The sequence below is a fragment of the Bacillus sp. MZGC1 genome, assembly GCF_002998605.1.
GTDB lineage: Bacteria > Bacillota > Bacilli > Bacillales > Bacillaceae > Bacillus.
Window position 1 is genome coordinate 1 of sequence record NZ_PVRE01000014.1, and the last position, 3077, is coordinate 3077.

Below are 3077 nucleotides of genomic sequence, written 5' to 3' on the forward strand. Positions count from 1 at the left end.
AATGTTCTCTCAAAACTAGATAACAATGTTCATGCTTCACATTAGAATATAGGTTAAGTCCTCGATCTATTAGTATCTGTCAGCTCCACGTGTCACCACGCTTCCACCTCAGACCTATCAACCTGATCATCTTTCAGGGATCTTACTTCCTTGCGGAATGGGAAATCTCATCTTGAGGGGGGCTTCATGCTTAGATGCTTTCAGCACTTATCCCGTCCGCACATAGCTACCCAGCGATGCCCTTGGCAGAACAACTGGTACACCAGCGGTGCGTCCATCCCGGTCCTCTCGTACTAAGGACAGCTCCTCTCAAATTTCCTGCGCCCGCGACGGATAGGGACCGAACTGTCTCACGACGTTCTGAACCCAGCTCGCGTACCGCTTTAATGGGCGAACAGCCCAACCCTTGGGACCGACTACAGCCCCAGGATGCGATGAGCCGACATCGAGGTGCCAAACCTCCCCGTCGATGTGGACTCTTGGGGGAGATAAGCCTGTTATCCCCGGGGTAGCTTTTATCCGTTGAGCGATGGCCCTTCCATGCGGAACCACCGGATCACTAAGCCCGACTTTCGTCCCTGCTCGACTTGTAGGTCTCGCAGTCAAGCTCCCTTGTGCCTTTACACTCTGCGAATGATTTCCAACCATTCTGAGGGAACCTTTGGGCGCCTCCGTTACATTTTAGGAGGCGACCGCCCCAGTCAAACTGCCCACCTGACACTGTCTCCCTGCCCGATAAGGGCAGCGGGTTAGAAGGTCAATACAGCCAGGGTAGTATCCCACCGATGCCTCCACCGAAGCTAGCGCTCCGGTTTCCAAGGCTCCTACCTATCCTGTACAAGCTGTACCAACATTCAATATCAGGCTGCAGTAAAGCTCCACGGGGTCTTTCCGTCCTGTCGCGGGTAACCTGCATCTTCACAGGTACTATAATTTCACCGAGTCTCTCGTTGAGACAGTGCCCAGATCGTTGCGCCTTTCGTGCGGGTCGGAACTTACCCGACAAGGAATTTCGCTACCTTAGGACCGTTATAGTTACGGCCGCCGTTTACTGGGGCTTCAATTCGCACCTTCGCTTACGCTAAGCGCTCCTCTTAACCTTCCAGCACCGGGCAGGCGTCAGCCCCTATACTTCGCCTTACGGCTTCGCAGAGACCTGTGTTTTTGCTAAACAGTCGCCTGGGCCTATTCACTGCGGCTTCTCGGGGCTTTAACACCCTAAGAAGCACCCCTTCTCCCGAAGTTACGGGGTCATTTTGCCGAGTTCCTTAACGAGAGTTCTCTCGATCACCTTAGGATTCTCTCCTCGCCTACCTGTGTCGGTTTGCGGTACGGGCACCTCTCACCTCGCTAGAGGCTTTTCTTGGCAGTGTGGAATCAGGAACTTCGCTACTAAATTTCGCTCGCCATCACAGCTCAGCCTTTACGGGAAACGGATTTGCCTATTTCCCAGCCTAACTGCTTGGACGCGGATATCCAATACCGCGCTTACCCTATCCTCCTGCGTCCCCCCATTGCTCAAATGGTGAGGAGGTGGTACAGGAATATCAACCTGTTGTCCATCGCCTACGCCTTTCGGCCTCGGCTTAGGTCCCGACTAACCCTGAGCGGACGAGCCTTCCTCAGGAAACCTTAGGCATTCGGTGGACGGGATTCTCACCCGTCTTTCGCTACTCATACCGGCATTCTCACTTCTAAGCGCTCCACCAGTCCTTCCGGTCTGACTTCACAGCACTTAGAACGCTCTCCTACCACTGTTCGTCAGAACAGTCCGCAGCTTCGGTGATACGTTTAGCCCCGGTACATTTTCGGCGCAGAGTCACTCGACCAGTGAGCTATTACGCACTCTTTAAATGGTGGCTGCTTCTAAGCCAACATCCTGGTTGTCTAAGCAACTCCACATCCTTTTCCACTTAACGTATACTTTGGGACCTTAGCTGGCGGTCTGGGCTGTTTCCCTTTCGACTACGGATCTTATCACTCGCAGTCTGACTCCCAAGGATAAGTCATCGGCATTCGGAGTTTGACTGAATTCGGTAACCCGGTAGGGGCCCCTAGTCCAATCAGTGCTCTACCTCCGAGACTCTTACCTTGAGGCTAGCCCTAAAGCTATTTCGGAGAGAACCAGCTATCTCCAGGTTCGATTGGCATTTCACCCCTACCCACACCTCATCCCCGCACTTTTCAACGTGCGTGGGTTCGGGCCTCCATTCAGTGTTACCTGAACTTCACCCTGGACATGGGTAGATCACCTGGTTTCGGGTCTACGACCACGTACTCATGCGCCCTATTCAGACTCGCTTTCGCTGCGGCTCCGCATCTTCTGCTTAACCTTGCACGGGATCGTAACTCGCCGGTTCATTCTACAAAAGGCACGCCATCACCCTTTAACGGGCTCTGACTACTTGTAGGCACACGGTTTCAGGATCTATTTCACTCCCCTTCCGGGGTGCTTTTCACCTTTCCCTCACGGTACTGGTTCACTATCGGTCACTAGGGAGTATTTAGCCTTGGGAGATGGTCCTCCCGGATTCCGACGGAATTTCACGTGTTCCGCCGTACTCAGGATCCACTCTGGAGAGAACAACATTTCAGTTACAGGGCTGTTACCTTCTTTGGCGGGCCTTTCCAGACCTCTTCGCTTATATCGTTCCTTTGTAACTCCGTATAGAGTGTCCTACAACCCCAAGAGGCAAGCCTCTTGGTTTGGGCTGTTCCCGTTTCGCTCGCCGCTACTCAGGGAATCGCATTTGCTTTCTCTTCCTCCGGGTACTTAGATGTTTCAGTTCCCCGGGTATGCCTTCTCATACTCTATGTATTCAAGTATGGATACTACTCCATTACGAGCAGTGGGTTTCCCCATTCGGAAATCTCCGGATCAAAGCTTGCTTACAGCTCCCCGAAGCATATCGGTGTTCGTCCCGTCCTTCATCGGCTCCTAGTGCCAAGGCATCCACCGTGCGCCCTTTCTAACTTAACCATTTCTTACTTTAGAAAGAATCACTATGTGTGATGAACTTTGCATTGCATTCAATGTGAATGTATTACTTATTGTTATCTAGTTTTCAAAGAACACG

Annotated in this window: 1 rRNA gene; it reads right to left on the minus strand. The window is 52.3% G+C overall.

From position 1 onward, the window contains the following. Positions 1-49: 49 nt before the first annotated feature. Positions 50-2980 (minus strand): 23S ribosomal RNA (locus C6Y06_RS19915). Positions 2981-3077 lie beyond the last annotated feature (97 nt).